Below are 16,219 nucleotides of genomic sequence, written 5' to 3' on the forward strand. Positions count from 1 at the left end.
ATATGAGTTCATTAGAGTTCCACATTGGTCAACGGGTTACTGCAAAGGTGAGAACTGGAGTTTACATAGGTGAGATTGTCGAGCGTTATGACCCAAGACTCGTTGTACAAGTATTAGCGGTCGTAAAGCATCCTGAGCAAGGAGATCTGCATCATCCATACAACCCGGATGTACCGATGTTTCATGAACGGAGAGCGCTGGCCTATACTGAGAAAACAACGGTACTGCCGAGAGATGTCGAGCATTATGAGGGCGATATTCCTGATTATAAAGAATCGCTGCTTCATGCAGCCCAGCAAGAGCTTGAAAAACTAGACAAGCTTAATCGCTGGACTGCCAAGAGCATGGAAAATATAAAAGCATTAATGGAGTCCTATTAGTTCAGAGTTACCAGGACCGAGAAGATGCACGCTACTAGAAAACGAGGAGCGCATCGTACGTAGTTAGTACGTGAGCACCGTAGCTTTCGGAAGCGTGACATATTCGATGCCGAATAATCATCTCTGTCCTACTTCGTCATCAAATTCAAGCTTTATGAACTTCAATTCTAATACGTGTTCAAAAAGTTCAGGATTCAGGACCGAGAAGGTTGAAAGAAGCTAGGGATTGAGAAGCACAGCGTACGTATTGGGTACGTGAGCATCGGAAAGCCCGGCTGAATTCAAGATTCGAAGTCGAAAGACTCTCAGACATACCTCGTCATCAAGCCTGGATTTTTTGAACTTCTAATTCAATGTGTGTTCAAAAGGCTTGGATTTCAGGACCGAGAAGATGGCACGCTACTAGAAAACGAGGAGCGCATCGTACGTAGTTAGTACGTGAGCACCGTAGCTTTCGGTAGCGTGACATATTCGATGCCGAATAATCATCTCTGTCCTACTTCGTCATCAAATTCAAGCTTTTTGAACTTCCTCTTAACGGTTTACGTATACCGTTTTCGTCTTAGCATGATACTCCACAAACAACCCAAGACCTTCAGATAGAGCAGCTACTGGTACATACGTCTTATTAAGCTCCTTATCTAGAAATGCTGGAGAAGCGTTTAATGTGTAGGATTGTCCGTTGACCTTGTAGGTTTTTGCGTCGATGGTCAATTCTACTACACGATCATCTATCGTAACGGTAGCTGTTTGTGTCTTGTTGCTCCAGCCAAGCTTTGCACCCATCGCTTGTGTAATATCACTCAAGACAAGATATGTTCGGCCTTCAATGAGCTTCGTTGGATAGCTGCTAATCACTTCCTTGCCGTTTACAACAACCGATAGAGGTATACCTTCCTTGCGCGGCTCCACGGTACGATAATCCCCCCAAATTAATCGGCTATACTCTTCAGCTAATTTTTTGTAGCCTTTCTCATTCGGATGGATATCCATTTGAGCGATAGAGGTTAGATTTAACGCGTTATCCTCAATAACAGTTGATGCATCGATGTATTGAATGGCGAGCCCTTTTTTATTGAATTCTGCAATGATCTCCGAGAAGCTATTGTTTATAGTCGCGCGCGCATCAATTAAAACGTTCGCTAAATTACTGTCTACCTCTAAGTAGACCTCCTTGCCATTAATATTTAGTTTTGGAACGGGCAAGTATTGATTTTGCGTTGCAATCATAACGTCTGGATTCAGCTCAGATAGAATTGAGAGAATAGAGGTTAGCTGCTGCGCGTAGTTTTCCGTCGTTGCAGCAAGCTGACTGTTCAGCTGCTCTCGCTCCGCTGCCGTCCAGCTGCTCCAAGTTTTTTTCAAATCAAGCTGGGTCAAAATTTGAAGAAAGTCATTGCCGCCGATAGATAGCATAATAAGATCAGCATTAACAATATCGTCATGCAACTGTGCAGTATCTCCAATTAATGTATCCACACGCGGGTCTTTTAATCCAAGCTGAACTGCTGCTGGCTTTATCGTCTGCTGCTGCTTAGCCGCATCAAGCCATAGTTTCAGTCCTTCTGTACGTAAGCCTAGTACTCCATAGTTCGCATAGGTTGCACGATGACCATGGAATAGCGCTTGTTCATAAATCTGTTCTCCAATTCCGTAAGGCTTGAATTGATTGTTCAAGCGATGCTCATGCTCATAGCCAACAGCTAAAGAATCTCCTAAAACTAAAATATTTAAAGATTTTTTTTCTGTTTGCACTTTTCCGCTACTAACCATTGGCTGGCTAGCTGCTGCTTGCTGGGGTAAAAGTGTAGAAAATATAAGTACTGAAATGAATAATACTACAAAAACGCGATTTGTTGCGGTCTTACAATACTCCAAATTAGTGTACATAAAACACAAATCCTTTCACCTTAAATTCCTTTATTATAAAGGTTTTTCGCAAATACCCCTCTATATTTATTGTTCAAAAAGTGCTAAAATCATTTCATTACCAAACAAACGGGTGATTAAGACGCTTTGTTGTGAAACAGGCAATACGAAAAATGAAAAAAATTTAGACAAGGTGAACAATTAGGGATAAGAGAACATTCTTAAAATCTCTTATATCTATTCTATTATAAGTTGTTCCAAAGCAGAAGAGAGATATGGAAATTTTTATGATAGAGGGGAAATAGATAATGAACAGAAAATTAGTTAATTTACCATCTAGACAAGGACTATATGACCCGCAATTTGAGAAAGATGCTTGTGGTATGGGCTTTGTCGCTAGCATTAAGGGAGTAAAGTCGCATGATGTTATAAGTAAAGCATTAAATTTGCTTGAAAATATGGAGCATCGCGGCGGTCAAGGCAGCGAGCCGAATACAGGCGATGGCGCAGGGATACTAATTCAAATTCCACACCAATTTTACTCAAGTGAGTGGAAAAAGCAGAACATTGAGCTGCCAGAGCCAGAGCAATATGCGGTCGGAATGATGTTTATGCCGCAAGATGCTGCTTCACGTCAAGAAATCGAAGCAGTACTAGCTCAAATCATAGAAGAAGAAGGACAGGAGCTAATCGGTTTTCGTGAGGTTCCTACGAACGATAATGGGCTAGGACAATCAGCGCTGTCGGTTAAGCCATATGTCGCGCAAGTATTTATTAGACGTAATGCAAATTTAACAGACACAATGGCTTTTGAGCGTAAGCTGTATGTTATTCGCAAACGTGCTGAGCTTGCTGTGCGGTACGGGGAACAGAGCGGAGGAGAGATGTTCTACTTCTCTAGCATGTCCTCTCGTAAAATCGTATACAAAGGAATGCTGACAACCGAACAGGTTCGTTCCTTTTACATTGAATTGAACAACCCTGAAGTCGTGTCCGCTATGGCAATGGTGCATTCACGCTTCAGTACAAACACATTTCCGAGCTGGGAGCGTGCGCATCCTTTCCACTATATGATTCATAATGGAGAAATTAATACGTTGCGCGGCAATGTAAACTGGATGCACGCTAGACAGACGCTGCTTGCTAGCGAGTTGTTCGGCGATGATCTGGAAAAAATTATGCCGATTATTGCTCCGGATGGTTCAGATACAGCGATGTTTGACAACACCTTTGAGTTTTTACATCTTGCAGGACGCTCTTTGGCTCATGTGGCTATGATGATGGTGCCAGAGCCATGGTCTAACCATAAGGAAATGGATAGCTCGCGCAAAGCGTTCTATGAGTACCATAGTACGTTAATGGAGCCATGGGATGGACCAGCGGCTATGGGCTTTACGGACGGCTTGCAGATTGGTGCGATGCTTGACCGTAACGGCTTGCGACCTGCTCGCTATTACGTGACGAAGGATGAGCACATTATACTAGGCTCTGAGGCTGGTGCTGTTCCAATTGAGCCAGAGGAAGTGCTCTACAAGGATCGACTGCGTCCTGGTCGCATGCTGCTTATAGATACAGTGAAAGGCTGCATCGTTCCAGATGAGGAGATTAAGGCAATGATTGCTGAGGAGCATCCTTATCGCCAGTGGCTTAATGAGCATTTAGTCGATCTAAATGATCTTCCAGATGCGCCTCTTCTGCCAGAGGTTCGCCCAGAGAGCTTGCAGCAGCGTCAGCAAGCGTTTGGCTTTACGTATGAAGAAATTCAACGCATTATCGAGCCGATGGCAATTAGTGGCCAAGAGCCGCTTAGCTCAATGGGCTACGATGCACCGCTTGCAGTATTATCCGAGCGACCACAGAGACTTTACAGCTACTTTAAACAGTTATTCGCACAGGTGACGAATCCTCCGATTGATGCGATTCGTGAAGAGTTGATTACATCGACGGTAACGACGATTGGCCCTGAGCGCAATCTACTTATGCCGGAGCCAGAAAGCTGTCGTCATGTAAAGCTCGCTACCCCGATTCTATCGAACGAGCAATTTGCTAAGCTTAGACATATTCGTCGCGAGGGCTTCAAGGCGATGACGCTTCCGATCTTCTTTGCTTCTGGTAGCGGAGAAAAAGGGCTAGAGCAAGCACTGGATGAGATGTTTGAAGCCGCTGATCGTATTATTGCGAAAGGGCATAACTTAATCATTTTATCTGATCGCGGTCTAGATAAAGATAATACAGCGATCCCAGCTTTGCTTGCGGTATCTGCACTGCATCATCATTTAATTCGCAATGGTAATCGTACGAAGGTTTCCATCTTGTTAGAGTCTGGGGAGCCAAGAGAGGTACATCATTTTGCATTGCTGCTTGGATATGGCGCAAATGTAATTAACCCTTACCTTGTTTTCGAGACGCTGGAAGCACATATCGATAAAGGGACTCTTCGTGGTCTGTCCTACTATAAGGCGGTTAATAACTATATTAAAGCTGCTACAAAAGGTGTCGTTAAGGTTCTATCTAAAATGGGCATATCGACCATTCAGTCGTACCGAGGCGCTCAAATCTTCGAGGCAGTAGGACTTGAGGAAAGCTTAATTGAGAAGTACTTTACTTGGACGCCATCTCGTATTGGCGGTATACATCTGACGCAAATCGCGAAGGATGCACAGGCTGCACATGATCTCGGCTTCTCTGCCAATGAAGGTGCTGATCGAGTACTTGACTCAGGTGGAGAATATCAATGGAGACGTGAAGGCGAGGAGCATTTGCTAACTCCGCAAACGATCCATACGTTGCAGCAGGCAGCGCGTAAAAATGATTATAAGCTGTACAAAAAATTCTCTACGCTTATTCAAGGAGAAAACAAAAAACATCTAATGCTTCGTTCGTTGCTTGATTTTAAGAAGGATGCTCCATCTGTACCGTTAGAAGAGGTTGAGAGTGTGTCCTCTATCGTAAAACGCTTCAAAACCGGAGCAATGTCCTTCGGCTCTATTAGCCAAGAGGCTCATGAAAGCTTAGCGATTGCAATGAATCGTCTAGGTGGACGTTCCAATACCGGTGAAGGCGGCGAGCATCCATCACGCTTCCAACCAGATGAGAATGGCGATCTTCGTCGCAGCTCCATTAAGCAGGTTGCATCCGGCCGCTTTGGTGTTACTAGTCAGTATTTGACAAACGCCGATGAAATCCAAATCAAGATGGCACAGGGAGCAAAACCGGGTGAAGGTGGTCAGCTTCCAGGTCAGAAGGTGTACCCATGGGTTGCTGAGGTTCGTGGCTCAACGCCAGGCGTTGGACTAATCTCACCTCCTCCACATCATGATATTTATTCGATCGAGGATTTGGCTGAGCTTATTCATGACTTGAAAAATGCGAATCCTGCTGCTCGAATTAGTGTTAAGCTTGTCGCTGGTTCAGGTGTCGGAACGATTGCTGCTGGTGTGGCAAAAGCAAGAGCGGATGTTATTACGATTAGTGGCTATGATGGAGGAACAGGTGCTTCACCAATTGGCTCAATTCGACACGCAGGCTTGCCATGGGAGCTAGGTTTGTCTGAAACACATCAGACGCTAATGCTTAACCAATTGAGAGATCGGGTAGTGCTGGAGACGGATGGTAAGCTGATGAACGGTCGCGATGTTGCGATTGCAGCATTGCTTGGTGCAGAGGAGTTTGGCTTCTCTACTGCTCCGCTTATCGTGTTAGGCTGTGTCATGATGCGTGTATGTCAGCTGGATACTTGTCCTGTTGGTGTAGCGACACAAAATCCAGAGCTACGCAAAAACTTTACCGGAGATCCTCAGCATATTGTGAACTATTTAACCTTTATTGCTGAAGAGCTGCGTGAATGGATGGCTGAGCTAGGCTTCCGCACCGTGGAGGAGATGGTAGGCCGGGTAGATCGTTTGCAGACGAGAGAGCTTAATGAGCATTTGAAAGCGAAAGGAATCGATCTGTCTGCAATCCTGTACAATCAAGAGCCAGCAGAAGGCTCAACACGCTATCAATCTAAGCTGCAAAACCATGGCCTTGAGCTGTCACTTGATGCACGTGAGCTGATCCCTAACGCTAAAGCAGCACTAGAGAGCAAGCAGCAGGTGAGAGGAACGTATCCGATAAAAAATACGGACCGTGTTGTCGGCACAACATTAGGCTACGAGGTAACGAAGCGCTATGGCGGGGAAGGCCTTCCTGAAGATACGATCTGGTATCATTTCGTTGGAACAGCGGGTCAATCGTTTGGGGCGTTTGTACCGCAGGGGATAACCTTATCTGTTGAAGGTGATACGAACGATTATTTCGGTAAAGGACTATCAGGCGGTAAGCTAATCGTCGCACCTTCTGAAAAATCAACATTTGCCGCTGAAAGCAATGTCGTTACGGGTAATACGGTGCTCTACGGAGCAACGAGCGGTGAAGCTTACATCCGCGGTATAGCGGGCGAACGATTTGCCGTGAGAAACTCGGGCGTACGTGTCGTTGTTGAAGGAGTAGGCGATCATGGCTGTGAGTATATGACAGGTGGCCGAGTTGTTATTCTTGGCGAAACGGGCAGAAACTTTGGTGCAGGGATGTCTGGTGGCGTCGCTTATGTATACGATCCTGACCGCAAGCTGATCGAGCGTAGTAATCTTGAAATGATTCTGCTTGAGCATATGGAAGAGCAAGAGGATATCAATGAGCTGCAAATGATGCTGAAAAACCATGTTCAGTACACAGGAAGCACGGTGGCATCTCGAATTTTGTTGCACTTTGCTGATGAACTAGACAATTTTGTTAAAGTAATTCCGAAGGATTATAAAAAAATGCTGCAGCATATTAAATCTGCGCAGCAAGCTGGACACGATCAGCAGGATGCACTGCTAATCGCATTCGAGTCTAGTAAAAAAGAAGCGTTATTAACGACAGCAAAATAAGTCATAATGAGATTATCGCAAGCTAAAGCTTTGGGACTACATAATTGTAGTCCCAAAGCTTTAACATCACCTCATTTGAAAACTGCACCTCAATCGTTACATTCCATAACAATGGTAGGTGCAGTTTTTTTATGGTGAAGTATACATTAAGAAGATAAACGTGCAACGCTATGCTACGAATCAGACTACGCTATGGATTGCTGATTGGTCGGAACAAGATTGTTGGATATAGAGAGTATGTTAATAAATGCTAGAAGAAATAATACAAGATGTAGAGAGAAGCCGAGTGCACTTTGCCATGTGAAGTCTGCTCCACCAACGAGTATCCACCAAAACAAAGGGAGCAATTGAGCGGCAGACGTAATCAGCATAGGAAGCAATATTATTCCTTGCAGACTCCGTTTTACTATAGCGTGGTGCTTGAATATGCTTGTCAGAAAGATAAGAATTAGAATGCTAATTCCACTATAGATCGTGTATGTAGCTCAAAGCTCAACGAGCCCTTGCCCATCTGCAACCGAAGAAACAGCTTTGAATAAAGAGAATGTTGATTGAAAATTTAGTGTATACAAAAGCCCTACACACACAGATAAGATGGCTGCAGCATATGAGATGACATTGCTAGTAACTAAACGTTTTATACTTATTATATGAACTCACTCCTTACAAATGGAACTAATATCCAGACGCAATTTCTTATTACAATGTTTCAGCTTCGGCATTATGCTTTTATGCACAATACCAACTATTAAGTCATGCTAGCAATGCTACCACAACGAAAAGGCGGAGTAATTTGGTATCAGCTGTAGGCTAACCAATTACTCCACCTATTATGAAACGAACTTTTATGAGACAAAACTCTTGTTACCAAGTGAGGGAATTATCCAGCCTGACGGGCCTTTGCCTTCTCTTGTTTGTCGTGCTTATCCTGTTTATCTTCTTGTGATTTTGGTATCGTGCTAAGCTCAGATTTTATAGCAGTGTTCATCTGACATTCACCGTTAAACGCGCCCCCCTCTTGTACGATAATCGAGTGAACGAGTGCATTACCGTTAAGCTGGCCAGAAGGTGTAATAATAAGACGACCGCTTACCGTGACATTTCCTTGCACTTGACCGGCAATCGTTAGTGTAACACAGTTAATATCGGCTTGCGCCACTCCGAATTCCCCGACAATAATATCTCCCTTTGTAGTAATTTCACCGTGAAATTCACCTTCGATCCGTAAATTGGCCTCTGTCAAAATATTGCCTTCCACTACTGTTCCTTGACCAATTAATGTATCGGTTCCAATTAGTTTCTTCGTATCCTTAAACATGTTGATCCTCCTTAACGATCTTTTCATTACGTAGAAATGGAAGGGGCGAAACGGCTTGCTCGTGCTGCAAAACCTGAAAGTGAAGATGGGTGCCTGTGCTTCGTCCACTGCTTCCCATCGTACCGATCTTTTCGCCTCTAACGACTTCATCTCCTTCCTTCGCTTCAGTAGAATCCAAGTGCATGTAAACGGTGCGAAGGTTGTGAAGATGTTCCACGATGACAAAGTTGCCGTAAGCTCTATCGAAGCCAGATTCGACGATAACACCATCGGCTGCACTAAAGACGCCGTCGCCTTTTTTACCTGCAATATCAATCCCTGCATGGAAGCGAAGACGTCCTGTAAAAGGATCTGATCGATAACCGAAGCCAGACGTAATATAGTGCTCCTCCGTTGGCCAATAATTAGGATAGCTATCAACCTGCTCTCTTACATATTGTGCTCGTGTCAACGTAGTCTCCATAGATGCTTTAAGATTCTCCAGTGTTTGGCTCATTTGAACAATTGGAGCATCGTTTTGATAAGCCATAGTTGCAATATGATATTGACTGCGAGCTAATTCAGAGCTTGCAGCCTGGTTAGGTATGATCTGTGATAATGGCTGTTTTGTAAGTTCTCTATTCATGTGCAACGGCACATCTTCTCCATAGGTTTGAATAAAGTCCTGTAGCTGAGCTTCTAGCGCTTTAAGCTCTTGCAGTTTGCTGGAGATGGATAGTTGCTCCTGCTGTAAAGCTGACAATTGAGCAGCTAGATTGCTAATTGTAGCCTCCTTCGTTAATAATTCATCACTATGCTCATGAATCATAGTGGAATATTGAAGCTGCAAGGCTTTATGTTCTTGTTGAATTCGATGAAGATCCGAATGAGCCTTAATCTGGAGTCCGACAACGACACCACTAAAAATCGCCATCAGTGCTACAGGTGCAGCAATTACAGATCGCTTAGATACGTTAAATTGCTTCACGGACTGATCAGGTCCACGCATCAACAAAAACGACCAATGGGAGCGCTGTTTCTGCTTCACGCACATACTCCTTTCGTCTTCGTGCATCTCTTTCGAATAGAACGTTCTATCACTATGTATTCTGAAAAGCTATAAAACATGCATTCAATTTGAAAAAGTAGTCTAAAAGAATGATGAATGGCTGCGCATAATTGCACGAAAATGTGCGATGTATGAGGGGAAAAATGATGGGAACGATAATATCGATTTACTAGCGAAGTCAGCTAGCTACGGGCAGCAGTATAGATGTTGTCGGTGGTGGGCTGTCAGGAAAGGGGTGACGAATGATGAAAAATCGATCTAAAAAGAATCAAGATTCACCCGATCTTTACTTTGATGGACGAAGAGAATATGAGATGGACATTGATCGTATGGTGAATGAAGGTCTTGGCGGCGGGACTGTTACGCTGCATAACGGCTTAATCGACGAAACAACGACAGATACGACAGGCGTTTCTGACGGCGTTGCTGAATAGCTGCTATTGCATAGTGATTAAACACAATACAGGGCTGAATGCCAGCTGTTAGGTAACAGCGGATTCAGCCCTGTAATTGTAGGTGAAAGAGTGCGGTGATACAACCTATGATTAGCGATGACAGGCTCAGCAGCCATAGGCAGCCTTGAAAGCCTCTACGAAACGATCACGGTCAACCTCCAGAATGCTAACGAGCTCGTCGCATACGTTTGCTTCCCACCACTCCACTTGCTTCTTTCGATTGCTGCGGTGCTCATGTATCCATATAAGATTAGCGGCAACCTTCTGAAAATACACCTTTTCGGCTTCTTTTATTTTATGCTCGGGTATCCATACCTTCATCCGTTTAATCGTACGATATAACTCGGATTTACAGGTTCGGCGAATGCTGCGAGCAGTTGGCAGGTCAGGCTGATGATTAGCTCTCTGTTGCTTCAACACGAATCAGCTCCCTTCTACTTATGTATATGCAGCTAGAGTTGGGCTGGTCACCAAAGCCTTTGCATCAAGGACATATGATGTTCGATTGGAAGCATGTCTTTACATATGGTAGAATATCGTTTAGTAATACATATGATGGGGGTTGGAGATGGAAAGCTGGATTATTGAAATTATGGAAAAATTTGGGTATCTTGGGATTTTAATTTTAATTGCGGTTGAAAATGTTTTCCCGCCGATACCATCCGAGATCATTCTTACTTTTGGCGGCTTTATGACGACAAGAACGGAGTTGACTCCGCTTGGAGTTATAATCACTGCAACGCTAGGATCATTGATTGGAGCAATTATTCTATATTATATCGGGCGTATCTTAGAGGTTGAACGTCTGGAGAAGATCATTGATCGTTGGGGAAAGCTGCTGCGAGTGAAGAAAGAGGATATTCACCGTGCAGATGCTTGGTTTGATAAGCACGGAAATAAAGCTGTATTTTTTTGTCGCATGATTCCATTAATTCGCAGCTTGATATCGGTTCCTGCCGGGATGTCAGGGATGAAGCTGACTCCTTTCTTGTTCTATACGACGATTGGAACGCTGATTTGGAACACAGTGCTTGTACTACTAGGTACAACGCTTGGTGATCGTTGGGAAGACATTGTAGAGTTTATGGATGTATATTCGAATATCGCTTATGCACTTATTGCAATTGCGATTGTCGTTGTTCTGGTGCTGTATTTGCGTCGATTCAAAAAGAATAACTAATTCGCTTAAAAATTTAAATAGAAAGAGGTCTACATACGATGAGTAAAAATGTTGCAAACAAGCTTGGAAAAGGACTTACACCTGAGCAATTTATCGCGGGCATGACGAAAAATCAAGAGCAATTTATCCACAATAAGGAGCAGTTCAGCTGGCCTTCTGAGGATGATCGTGAGTTTTTTGAGTCACTAAACAATCGTGATGATTTACGCTGCTTAATTCTGATGGCAGATTGGTGTGGCGACGCTGTTCGCAATATTCCGGTCGTATTTAATGTATTGGAAAACAGCGGCATTCCGATTGATGTGTTAATTATGGAAGAGCATACCGACACGATGGATCAATTTTTAACTTTCGGCGGTCGATCCATTCCAATCGTTCTTATTGCAGATACGGGTGGAGCAGTTCTAGGACAATGGGGGCCTAGACCAAAGCATGTACAAGCAGTAATGGCTGAATTCAAAGCGACTAATCCAGATCCAAATGCTCCAGACTATGCTGACCGTATGGCTAAAGTTCGTGAAGAGATTATGAGACAATATGGCGAAGGCTATGGCTATCAAAATTATGTTGTAGCTGAATTACGTGAAGTATTGGAGAGCATTTAACGATGAGCAATTTTTCGGTAGAGAGCTTTTCATTAGGACCATTGCAGACGAATTGTTATCTGCTAACGGTGCAAGGAGAAATAGAAGGTAAGCGTAAAGGAATTATTATCGATCCCGGCATGAATCCGAAGCGACTGCTTGATCGCATTGAGCAGGTAGAGATTGAAGCGATTCTGCTGACGCACGCTCATTTTGATCATATGGGTGGTGTTGACGAGGTGCGCAAGGAGGCAAATTGCCCTGTCTATGTGCATGATCTGGAAGCCGATTGGCTGACGGATTCTCGCAAAAATGGATCGATGCGCTGGCAGGATGTTACACCGCCGCTTGCGACAGATCCAGCTGAGCACGCACTGGATGAAGGGATGGAGCTGAAGCTGATCGGGCATACGTTCAAGGTACTGCATACGCCAGGACATTCACCAGGCAGTGTAAGCTTTGTGTGTGATGGTCATATCTTCTCTGGCGATGTGCTGTTCCGCTCCTCAGTAGGCCGTACGGACCTTCCCGGCGGACGTGAAGCAGACCTGTTTGATTCCATACAAAATAAATTGTACAAGCTAGCAGACGATACGATCGTTTACCCAGGACATGGTCCGCGGACTTCGATCGGCTATGAAAAAGCTAACAATCCATACGTAAGACTGACATAGAACATTTCAGAAGCATTCCTGCACTAGTCGAGGGATGCTTCTGTTGCCTGCTGCTACGGTGTTGCTGCGGTAAGCATGGAGAAAAGGATGGGGTATAGACATGGCATTGAATATGGTAGAGGAAATTGCAAAACAGCTCGCAATTCCTGTGAAAAAGATTAAGTCTGCAGTCGAGCTGCTCGATGAAGGGAATACGATTCCATTTATCGCGCGCTATCGAAAAGAGATGACCGGCGAGCTGGATGAAGTACAGCTCAGATCGATTGAGGAAAAGCTGCAGTACTTGCGTAATCTGCAAGCACGAAAGGAAGAGGTGCTCCGTCTAATTGAGGAGCAAGGCAAGCTTACAGACGAGCTTGCAGCAGCGATTACAGCAAGCGCGAAGCTTCAAGAGGTAGAGGATTTGTATCGTCCTTATCGTCAGAAGCGTAAAACAAGAGCAAGTGTGGCTAAGGAGAAGGGGCTTGAGCCACTTGCCTTATGGCTGCTGGAGCAAAAGGGTACGGACTTGCTAGGTGAGGCTGCACGTTATGTCAATGAGGAAAAAGGGGTTGCTACAGCTGAAGACGCGCTGGCAGGAGCGAAGGATATCATCGCTGAGCAGCTTGCAGACGATGCGAAAATACGCACTTGGATTCGGACCTTCACCTTCAGTCAGGGAATTATGCGTACGGTGGCAAAGGATGCAGAGGCCGAGAGTGTGTATGAGATGTATTATGATTACCAGGAGCCGATTGCTAAGCTGCCACCGCATCGCATCCTTGCGATTAATCGTGGAGAGCGTGAGGAGCTGCTAAAGGTTAGTCTCGAGCTCGATATTAATAAAATTGAGCAGTACATCCATAAGGGGATTGTGAAAAGCTATGCAAAGCCCGAGGTCGTTGTGCTGCTTGACGATGTTATTCAGGATGCCTACAAGCGTTTGATTGCACCGTCAATCGAACGTGAGGTGCGCGGCGAATTGACCGATAAGGCCGAAGCACATGCGATTACGATCTTCTCTGCCAATCTGCGTAATCTGCTGCTGCAACCACCGGTTCGCGGTAAAATTGTGCTTGGCGTAGACCCTGCATTCCGTACGGGCTGTAAGCTTGCAGTCGTTGATGATATTGGGAAAATGCTAGAGGTTGGTGTATGCTACCCGACTGCACCGCATCATAAAACAGCAGAGGCAGAAAAGCTGATCCGCGGGTTAATCGATAAATACAGCATTGAGCTCATTGTCATTGGCAACGGAACGGCATCAAGAGAAACAGAGCAATTTATTGCGGATGTCATTAAACGCCACTCGCGAGCTGGAGAACTGAAATACATCATCGTCAATGAAGCGGGGGCATCTGTGTACTCTGCTTCACCGCTCGCAGCTGACGAGTTTCCTGATCTGGATGTAGCAGAGCGCAGTGCAGTTTCGATTGCGCGACGTTTGCAGGACCCGCTAGCAGAGCTCGTTAAAATAGAGCCCAAAGCTATTGGAGTAGGACAATATCAGCATGACGTAACGCAGAAGCGCTTGGAGGAGTCGCTGGGAGCTGTAGTCGAATCGGCAGTTAACCACGTTGGTGTTGATGTAAATACAGCTTCACCTTCCTTGCTTTCTTATGTTGCTGGCATCAATGGGACGATCGCCAAAAACATCGTGCGTTACCGTGATGAGAATGGTCGCTTTACGAAGCGTAATCAGCTTCAGAAGGTGCCACGCCTCGGTGCAAAGTCCTACGAGCAATGTATCGGCTTCCTGCGCATTGTAGATGGCGAGCAGGTGCTGGACAATACTCCGATTCACCCTGAGTCCTATAATGTTGTCAAAGCGCTGCTTAAGGAGCTTGGTATGTCGGAGGCAGCTGTAGGAACCGATGTGTTGAACGAGGCGCTGAAATCAATCCAGCTTGAGGAGCTCGCGCAAAAGCTGGAGGTCGGTGTGCCAACGCTGACGGATATCGTCGAGAGTCTTCTGCGTCCAGGTCGTGACCCGCGTGAGGAGCTTCCGCCGCCGATTTTCCATACCGATGTGCTTAACATTGAGGATTTAACGAAGGGCATGGAGCTACAAGGCACGGTGCGCAACGTCATTGACTTTGGAGCATTTGTCGATATTGGCTTGAAGAATGATGGGCTTGTCCATATCTCTCAGCTAAGCGATCGCTTCGTAAAGCATCCGATGGACGTTGTATCTGTTGGTGATACCGTAACGGTATGGGTGCTCGATGTTGATCTTAAGCGGAGCCGTGTCGCATTAACGATGAAAAAACCACAATGATCGTGGTCATAAAACTGAATTAATGAAATGATTAAACATGAAAGCCATTCATTTTGCGCGAGAGATCTAAGTCTAACGCAAATGAATGGCTTAATTGTTTGTACGTGCTAATGTACAATTATATGGATTGATTGTTATCCGTATCGCTTTTCATATGATAGGATTGAGAACGGTAGAAGTACCAGCAATCATTAAGTAGACGTATTTTTCGTTTATCGCCACGTTGGAATGCTCGCATTAATTGATTCTTAAGCCAGTGGGGCATCGCTATACCTCCTTGTGCATGTAGCTTATGGTGTTGTATAACATATGTCCTCTAGGCTTATCTCGTGCCTGTCTTGATCGAGTCAATAAGAAGAGCCGCCAGGGTGTATCCCATGACAGCTCTAGTGATGTAGCATATGATTGAATTATACCGTGTAGTACATAACTTAATAACTAAGTAATAACCTTAGCGCGTAGAAAGCCTATAGAGATATTGTGCGCTTTTAAGCTTATAAACTTATTGAGCTGAGCGTCACTACGGTAATTGCTTAAGCTTCTTCTTCAAGCTCTTCATACCATTGCTCTAGCTGAGCTTGAAGTGCACGAATTTCCGTTAACAATGAAATTAGCGGGTAAGATTTTTCTTTAATTGCAGAGAAATCTGCTTCAAGTGTATTAATATAATCTAAGCCTGAGACGATGCGGGCATCGCTTGAATGAAGCTCAACGGCATCACATTCAGCAACAGCAAGCGGAAGAACAGGTACTTCTTCTGCTGTTAATTTATCGATTTCCTTCTGCAGGCGCAGGTTAAGCGCACTTAGCTGGTATGCATGCGTAGCGGGCATTTCAACAAAAGTGAGCTGGGTTTGTTGCTGCAATAAGACATAGCGCATAATAGCCATAATAAAATGAAACTCTCCCCTCAATGATAGCAGTTCTACTTGACAGTTTAGCGTATAATTCAATTACAATTCAAGTAGTGAACGGATACTAGAAGAGATACACGATAATATTATTTTATTTTTCATAATTAAGGTGATTGTATATGAACAATGAAGAGCTTCAGCAATGGGTGGAGGAGGTTTCGCTGCAATACTTTGGCAGACCCTTTATCCATAAGGCGACATTCAACGCAAGACTAAAGGCGACTGGTGGCCGCTATTTTACTCAGTCACACAATATTGAGATTAGTCCCCATCAGCTGGCTGCATTCGGTAAGGAAGAAACGGAAAAAATTATAAAGCATGAGCTATGCCATTATCATTTGCATATATTAAACCGTGGCTACAAGCATAGGGATCAAGATTTTAAGCAATTGCTTGCTCATGTGGGAGGCTCGCGCTATTGCAACACGCTTCCTGAGCGAAAGGAAGCTAAGAAACGGGAATATCGCTACTTGCTGCAATGCGTGCATTGTGGCCAGCAATATTATCGGAAAAGAAGGATGGATGTAAGCAAATATCGCTGTGGCAGGTGCAGTGGAAAATTAAATATAAAAATGCTTGACAAAGAATAAGGGACATGGTAGATTATTACTTGTCCGCTTTATCTTT

General features: G+C 44.5%; 15 protein-coding genes. 8 read left to right on the plus strand and 7 right to left on the minus strand.

From position 1 onward, the window contains the following. Positions 1-2 precede the first annotated feature (2 nt). Positions 3-380, plus strand: a complete 378-nt coding sequence (kapB, locus tag NSQ99_RS22005; protein ID WP_340839115.1) for a sporulation phosphorelay system protein KapB — start codon at positions 3-5, stop codon at positions 378-380. 534 nt (positions 381-914) lie between these two features. Here kapB and NSQ99_RS22010 read toward each other — a convergent pair. Next, complete coding sequence (locus NSQ99_RS22010) at positions 915-2,153, minus strand: stalk domain-containing protein (protein ID WP_340839116.1); 1,239 nt, start codon at positions 2,151-2,153, stop codon at positions 915-917. Positions 2,154-2,557: 404 nt separating this feature from the next. Here NSQ99_RS22010 and gltB point away from each other — a divergent pair, with 404 nt between their 5' ends. After that, the gene (gltB, locus tag NSQ99_RS22015; RefSeq protein ID WP_340839117.1) at positions 2,558-7,162 is read left to right on the plus strand and encodes a glutamate synthase large subunit; all 4,605 of its coding nucleotides are present in this window, start codon (positions 2,558-2,560) and stop codon (positions 7,160-7,162) included. A gap of 185 nt (positions 7,163-7,347) precedes the next feature. Here gltB and NSQ99_RS22020 read toward each other — a convergent pair whose 3' ends face one another. The 3 genes from NSQ99_RS22020 to NSQ99_RS22030 form a co-directional block, all read right to left on the minus strand. Continuing rightward, positions 7,348-7,533 carry a hypothetical protein gene (locus tag NSQ99_RS22020; protein WP_340839118.1) on the minus strand — a complete coding sequence of 62 codons (186 nt, stop codon included), beginning with the start codon at positions 7,531-7,533 and terminating at the stop codon, positions 7,348-7,350. 509 nt (positions 7,534-8,042) lie between these two features. Further along, the gene (locus NSQ99_RS22025; protein ID WP_340839119.1) at positions 8,043-8,480 is read right to left on the minus strand and encodes a bactofilin family protein; all 438 of its coding nucleotides are present in this window, start codon (positions 8,478-8,480) and stop codon (positions 8,043-8,045) included. Then, positions 8,473-9,507: a M23 family metallopeptidase gene (locus NSQ99_RS22030; RefSeq protein ID WP_340839120.1), complete on the minus strand. Its 1,035-nt coding sequence runs from the start codon at positions 9,505-9,507 to the stop codon at positions 8,473-8,475. Before NSQ99_RS22030 ends, NSQ99_RS22025 begins: the two co-directional genes overlap by 8 nt. A 266-nt stretch (positions 9,508-9,773) precedes the next feature. Between NSQ99_RS22030 and NSQ99_RS22035 the strand changes: the two genes are divergently transcribed. Next, complete coding sequence (locus tag NSQ99_RS22035; protein ID WP_340839232.1) at positions 9,774-9,962, plus strand: hypothetical protein; 189 nt, start codon at positions 9,774-9,776, stop codon at positions 9,960-9,962. A 126-nt stretch (positions 9,963-10,088) separates the two neighbouring features. Here the strand turns inward: NSQ99_RS22035 and NSQ99_RS22040 are convergent, their stop codons facing one another. Next, complete coding sequence (locus NSQ99_RS22040) at positions 10,089-10,400, minus strand: dehydrogenase (protein ID WP_251669920.1); 312 nt, start codon at positions 10,398-10,400, stop codon at positions 10,089-10,091. 151 nt (positions 10,401-10,551) lie between these two features. Between NSQ99_RS22040 and NSQ99_RS22045 the strand changes: the two genes are divergently transcribed. The 4 genes from NSQ99_RS22045 to NSQ99_RS22060 all read left to right on the plus strand — a co-directional run bounded on the left by NSQ99_RS22045 (position 10,552) and on the right by NSQ99_RS22060 (position 14,678). Further along, positions 10,552-11,163, plus strand: a complete 612-nt coding sequence (locus NSQ99_RS22045) for a DedA family protein (RefSeq protein ID WP_340839121.1) — start codon at positions 10,552-10,554, stop codon at positions 11,161-11,163. A 38-nt stretch (positions 11,164-11,201) separates the two neighbouring features. Then, positions 11,202-11,768 (plus strand): thioredoxin family protein, encoded by a 567-nt coding sequence (locus tag NSQ99_RS22050; protein WP_251669916.1) that lies wholly within the window; start codon positions 11,202-11,204, stop codon positions 11,766-11,768. Positions 11,769-11,770: 2 nt separating this feature from the next. Beyond that, positions 11,771-12,421 (plus strand): MBL fold metallo-hydrolase, encoded by a 651-nt coding sequence (locus tag NSQ99_RS22055; protein ID WP_340839122.1) that lies wholly within the window; start codon positions 11,771-11,773, stop codon positions 12,419-12,421. Positions 12,422-12,521: 100 nt separating this feature from the next. Then, complete coding sequence (locus NSQ99_RS22060; protein WP_340839123.1) at positions 12,522-14,678, plus strand: Tex family protein; 2,157 nt, start codon at positions 12,522-12,524, stop codon at positions 14,676-14,678. A gap of 118 nt (positions 14,679-14,796) precedes the next feature. On the opposite strand, the gene cmpA is transcribed toward NSQ99_RS22060, so the two are convergent. Continuing rightward, the gene (gene cmpA, locus NSQ99_RS22065) at positions 14,797-14,943 is read right to left on the minus strand and encodes a cortex morphogenetic protein CmpA (RefSeq protein WP_251669911.1); all 147 of its coding nucleotides are present in this window, start codon (positions 14,941-14,943) and stop codon (positions 14,797-14,799) included. 268 nt (positions 14,944-15,211) lie between these two features. Beyond that, positions 15,212-15,568, minus strand: a complete 357-nt coding sequence (locus NSQ99_RS22070) for a hydrolase/acyltransferase (RefSeq protein ID WP_251669908.1) — start codon at positions 15,566-15,568, stop codon at positions 15,212-15,214. A gap of 143 nt (positions 15,569-15,711) precedes the next feature. On the opposite strand from NSQ99_RS22070, the gene NSQ99_RS22075 reads away from it, so the two are divergent. Beyond that, positions 15,712-16,182 carry a SprT family protein gene (locus tag NSQ99_RS22075; protein WP_340839124.1) on the plus strand — a complete coding sequence of 157 codons (471 nt, stop codon included), beginning with the start codon at positions 15,712-15,714 and terminating at the stop codon, positions 16,180-16,182. Positions 16,183-16,219: the final 37 nt, after the last annotated feature.

Source organism: Paenibacillus sp. FSL W7-1287 (genome assembly GCF_038004245.1).
Taxonomy (GTDB): domain Bacteria; phylum Bacillota; class Bacilli; order Paenibacillales; family Paenibacillaceae; genus Pristimantibacillus; species Pristimantibacillus camelliae.